The 5,514-nt window shown below is 68.2% G+C and carries 4 protein-coding genes; all 4 read left to right on the top strand.

The window, feature by feature from the left end; genetic code table 11:
• Positions 1-473, top strand: a 473-nt coding sequence (locus ACN5W5_RS23755) for a chemotaxis protein CheW (protein WP_420050872.1), incomplete at its 5' end; no start/stop codon positions are given.
• A 144-nt stretch (positions 474-617) separates the two neighbouring features.
• On the top strand, positions 618-2,357 hold the full coding sequence (locus tag ACN5W5_RS23750) for a methyl-accepting chemotaxis protein (RefSeq protein WP_420050871.1): 1,740 nt from the start codon (positions 618-620) through the stop codon (positions 2,355-2,357).
• A gap of 31 nt (positions 2,358-2,388) precedes the next feature.
• Entirely contained in the window at positions 2,389-4,200 is a 1,812-nt protein-coding gene (locus tag ACN5W5_RS23745) for a methyl-accepting chemotaxis protein (protein WP_420050870.1), read from the top strand.
• A gap of 52 nt (positions 4,201-4,252) precedes the next feature.
• Positions 4,253-5,514: methyl-accepting chemotaxis protein (locus ACN5W5_RS23740; protein ID WP_420050869.1), on the top strand; the 1,262-nt coding region annotated here is incomplete at its 3' end.

The following is a 5,514-nucleotide window of genomic DNA, read 5'->3' as shown; positions in this document are numbered from 1 at the left end:
CTGCCGCAGCGGCGAAGAAAGCCGAATTCCTGACCTTCCGCCTGGGCGCGGAGGAATACGGCATCGACATCCTGCGCGTGCAGGAGATCCGCTCGTACGAGGAGCCCACACGCATCGCCAACGCACCGGCGTTCATCAAGGGCGTGGTCAACCTGCGCGGCGTGATCGTGCCGGTGGTGGACCTGCGCACCAAGCTCGGCTGCGAGAAGGTGGAATACAACGGGTTCACGGTGGTGATCGTGCTCAACGTGCACGGTCGCGTGGTCGGTGCGGTGGTGGATTCGGTGTCCGACGTGCTGGAACTCAGCAGCGAGCTGATCAAGCCCGCGCCCGAGATGAACACCACGGTGGACACCAGCTTCATCACCGGCATCGCCAGCGTGGGCGAGCGCATGCTGATCCTGATGGACATCGAGGCGCTGATGTCCAGCGCCGACATGGGCCTCATGGACAGCGCCCAGCGCCTTCAGTAAGCGGCAGATGCGACCCATGAGCGGGAACAGGGACGGTCGGCGCACGGAGGCCGTGTGCATGGCCTTGTCCGAGCTGCGCCTGCCCCCCCTGCGCCGGGGTCCTGTCTCCATGGCGCACGACCGCAACACCACGGAATGGATTTCATGAACTTCAACACCCGATTGATTCTTGCCTTTGTGGCGCCGGCGGTGCTGTTTGTCGCCAGCCTGGGCGGCAGCATCTGGGCCTTGGTACAGACCCAGCAGGAGTTCGACAAATACATCCAGACCGAGCAGGCCATGGCCAACAGCGTGCGCGAGATGTACGCCCAGGGGCTGCAGATGGGCCAGGCGTTGCGCAACATCGTGCTGGACCCGGCCAACCCCAAGGCCTACGACAACCTGCAGGCCGCGCGCTCGGCTTTTGACGACGCGCACCAGGCGACGCTGCAGTCGGCCCGGGGCACGCCGGTGGAGCCGGCGCTGGCTTCTCTGGTGGCGCTGCGCGGCGCCCAGGCCCAGGCGCAGGACAAGGTGCTGGCGCTGGTCAAGACCGACGCCGCCCAGGCCATCGAGGTGCTCAACCGCGACGAAACACCGGCCTGGCGCAAGCTGCGAGCCGAACTGCTGCAACTCCGGGATGCGTCCGGCCAGCTGTCGGTGCAGACCCACCAGAGCGTCAAGCAGAGCGCCGACCGCGCGCGCTGGCTGGCGATGGCGCTGGCCGCGCTGGCGATCGGGGTGGCGGTGGTGCTGGGCCTCGTGGTGCAGCGCACCCTGCGCCGCGAAATCGGGGGTGACCCGGCCGTGGCCCGCACCGCCCTGCGCCGCATTGCCGACGGCGATCTCACGGGGACCATGCCGCCGGTGCGCGAACCGGCCAGCCTGATGGGTGCGCTGGCGGGCATGCAGACGTCGCTGCGTGGGCTGGTGGCCCAGGTCCAGCAATCCAGTGCCGGCATCGAGACCGCCAGCCGGGAGATTGCCAGCGGCAACAACGACCTCTCGGTCCGCACCGAACAGGCGGCGAGCAACCTGCAGGAAACCGCGGCCAGCATGGAAGAGCTCAACAGCACCATGCGCCAGAGCGCCGACGCGGCGCGCCAGGCCAGCCAGATGGCCGTGGCCAACGCCGAGGTGGCCATCCGCGGCGGGCAGGTGGTGGGCCAGGTGGTCGCCACCATGGACGAGATCAACCACAGCAGCAAGAAGATCAACGACATCATCGGCGTGATCGACGGCATCGCCTTCCAGACCAACATCCTGGCGCTCAACGCCGCGGTGGAGGCGGCCCGCGCCGGTGAGCAGGGCCGAGGTTTTGCCGTGGTGGCCGCCGAGGTGCGCAACCTGGCGCAGCGCAGCGCCGAAGCGGCGAAAGAAATCAAGGTGCTGATCGGCACCAGCGTGGACAAGGTGGAGGCGGGCAGCCGCCTGGTGGCCGAGGCTGGCAGCACGATCGGCGAGGTGGTGGCCAACGCGCAGCGCGTGGCCGACATCATCGGCGAGATCACCGCGGCCAGCGGAGAGCAGAGCAGCGGCATCGGGCAGATCAACACCGCGGTGAACCAGCTCGACCAGATGACGCAGCAGAACGCAGCGCTGGTGGAAGAGAGCAGCGCCGCGGCCGAGAGCCTGAAGGACCAGGCCCAGCGCCTGGCTCAGGTGGTGCAGGTCTTCCGCATCGAGGGAGCCGGTGCGGCGGTGCCCGTGGCCGCAACCAGCAGGCCACCGGCCCCCGTGCGGGCCGAGCCCCGGCGGGGCAAAGCCCCTGCCGTGGCAGCCGCACGCCCAACCGGACTTCCCCGCCCACCGGCAGCGCCTGCGCTGCAGTCACTCCCCGCAAGCCCCCAGCCCGTCACGGTGAGTGCTTCTGCCTCGGCCGAAGGCGACTGGGAAAGCTTCTGAACGTGTTCCCCGCAACCTAGGAAAAATAGCCATGCGCTTCAATAACCTCAAAATCACCCAGCGCCTGGCCTTGGGATTTGGTGCGGTGCTGCTGCTGCTGTGCGCCCTCACCGGCGTGGCCCTCAGTGGCCTGAACGCAGCCCGCGATGCCCATACGAATCTGAAAGCGATGGGTCAGCGTTCGGCGCTGGCCGACGAATGGGTGAGCCACACGCGGCTCAACATCAACCGCGTGATGGCCATGGCCAAGTCGGGCAACGACCCCCAGGTGGATGCCCATTTCAAGCCCCTGATCGCGCAGACCACCGACCGCATCAACGGGCTGCAGAAAGCGTTGGAAGACAGCGTGGATTCGGAGCAGGGCAAGAACCTGCTGGGCGCGGTGGGTGAGCGCCGCAAGCAGTACATCGCGGTGCGCAAGACCTACTTCGCGGCGCTGGCCGCGGCCGATCCCCAGGCCGAAGACCTCCTGCAAACCGGCCTGATCCCGGCGGTGGAGAGCTACATCGGATCGATGGAAAAGCTCCAGCAACACGAGCGCGAACTGGTCGAGGTGGCAGACCAGGCGGCCGGGCAGGCGGTGAAAACCGAGATGCTCATCATCGGCCTGATGGCGGGCTTCGCGCTGACGCTCGGTGCCGTGGTGGCCTGGTTGATCAGCCGGTCGGTCACGGTGCCACTGTCCACGGCGGTGGAACTGGCCCGTGCAGTGGCCGGCGGCGACCTCACGCGCAGCGTGCAGGTGGACCGTCGCGACGAGCTGGGCGACCTGCTCGGTGCGCTGTCCACCATGAAAGACTCTCTGCTCAAGACGGTGCAGCAGGTGCGCAGCGCCACCGACAGCATCAACACCGCGTCGGTCGAGATCGCCAGCGGCAACCAGGACCTGAGCGCGCGCACCGAACAGGCCGCGAGCAACCTGGAAGAAACCGCCGCCAGCATGGAAGAGCTCACCGCCACGGTGCGCCAGAGCGCCGACGCTGCGCGCCAGGCCAACCAGCTCGCCGCCAGCGCCTCCGAGATCGCCGTGCGCGGTGGCCAGGTTGTCAGCCAGGTGGTCACCACCATGGACGAGATCAACCACAGCAGCAAGAAGATCAGCGACATCATCGGTGTGATCGACGGTATCGCCTTCCAGACCAACATCCTGGCGCTCAACGCCGCGGTGGAGGCGGCCCGCGCCGGTGAGCAGGGACGAGGTTTTGCCGTGGTGGCCGGCGAGGTGCGCAACCTGGCGCAGCGAAGTGCCGAAGCAGCGAAGGAAATCAAGGGCCTCATCGGCGCCAGCGTGGACCGGGTCGAAGCCGGGTCCCGTCTGGTGGCCGACGCAGGCCAGACCATGAGCGAGATCGTGGGCTCGGTGCAGCGCGTCTCCGACATCATTGGTGAAATCACCGCCGCTTCGGGCGAGCAGAGCGACGGCATCGGCCAGGTCAACACCGCGGTGAACCAGCTCGACCAGATGACGCAGCAGAACGCCGCGCTGGTGGAAGAGAGCGCGGCCGCTGCCGAGAGCCTGAAGGACCAGGCCACGCGCCTGGCGCAGGTGGTGTCCGTGTTCCGCATCGATGGCAGCAGCGCGGCAGCGCTCACCCCGACGGTGGTCCATCAGGCTGCGGCGCGCACCGCGCCCACGCCGGGGGCCCGGCCCGCCGCGAAAACGCTGCACGCACCCGCCATCGCAGCACCCCGGGCAGCGCTCCAGCTCAAGCGCCCGGCGCCAGAGCGTGCCCCGACGCCCAGCGCCGGTGCGCCCACCGCGCCTGTCGCCAGGTCCGTTCCGGTCAAGCCCGCCAAGGTCGCCGTGGGCGCGGGCGACGAGGGCGACTGGGAAAGCTTCTGACGAAGTGATCGGACATCGCTCTCCGAAGCGGCTCCATTTCTAAAAGACCGCCATGAACATTCATGCCCATCCCGCGTTGAAGGACACCAGCCATCCCCAGGCCTTGCTGGGCGACAAGGTATTGCTCGCCGCCATCGCCCTGAGCGCGGCGGCGGCCGTGCTGATCGGGTTTCTCTATTACGAGCCGACGCTGGCCATCGTCGGCGCACTGGTCTTCCTGGGCCTGGGCGCCGCGGCCTACGCGCTCGGGCGCGGTACGCTGGGTTCGCGCCTGACGCTGGCCCTCGCCCTGGTGTCGCTGGTGGCCTTGCAGATCCAGCTGGCGCACGGCGAGCTGGAATACCACTTTGGCGTGTTCGTCACGCTGGCGTTGTTGCTGGTCTACCTCGACTGGCGGCCGATCGTGTTTGCGGCGGGGCTGTTTGCGGTGCACCACGTGCTGTTTGACCGCCTGCAGGCCGCGGGTCTGGGCTTTTACTGCACCACCGAAGCCAATTTCGCGCGTGTGCTGCTGCACGCGGCGTACGTGGTGATTCAGACCGGTCTGGAAGTGGTTCTCGCTGTCGGCATGGGCCGCACCGCCCGCGAGGGTGCCGAACTCACGCGCCTGGTGCGGTCGGTCAACCAGACCGACGGCATTGCGCTGGATGTCAGCGCGCATGCGATCAGCACGCCGGGTGCGCGTGCGCTCCAGGACGCACTGCAGCGCATGCAGAGCGCGGTGGCCTCGGTGCAGGCGTCTGCCGTGCATATCGAGACCGCCAGCCGGGAGATTGCCAGCGGCAACAACGACCTTTCGGTCCGCACCGAGCAGGCGGCGAGCAACCTGCAGGAAACCGCGGCCAGCATGGAAGAGCTCAACAGCACCATGCGCCAGAGCGCCGACGCGGCGCGCCAGGCCAGCCAGATGGCCGTGGCCAACGCCGAGGTGGCCATCCGCGGCGGGCAGGTGGTGGGCCAGGTGGTCGCCACCATGGACGAGATCAACCACAGCAGCAAGAAGATCAACGACATCATCGGCGTGATCGACGGCATCGCCTTCCAGACCAACATCCTGGCGCTCAACGCCGCGGTGGAGGCGGCCCGCGCCGGTGAGCAGGGCCGAGGTTTTGCCGTGGTGGCCGCCGAGGTGCGCAACCTGGCGCAGCGCAGCGCCGAAGCGGCGAAAGAAATCAAGGTGCTGATCGGCACCAGCGTGGACAAGGTGGAGGCGGGCAGCCGCCTGGTGGCCGAGGCTGGCAGCACGATCGGCGAGGTGGTGGCCAACGCGCAGCGCGTGGCCGACATCATCGGCGAGATCACCGCGGCCAGCGG

Origin of the sequence: Hydrogenophaga sp. ZJX-1 (genome assembly GCF_048590325.1) — a bacterium.
Lineage (GTDB): Bacteria > Pseudomonadota > Gammaproteobacteria > Burkholderiales > Burkholderiaceae_C > Hydrogenophaga.
This window is presented reverse-complemented; position numbering and strand designations above follow the sequence as displayed.

Coding starts and splice junctions, on each gene's coding strand:
- ACN5W5_RS23745 (WP_420050870.1), top strand. CDS start 2,389: ATGCGCTTCAATAACCTCAAAATCACCCAGCGCCTGGCCTTGGGATTT.
- ACN5W5_RS23750 (WP_420050871.1), top strand. CDS start 618: ATGAACTTCAACACCCGATTGATTCTTGCCTTTGTGGCGCCGGCGGTG.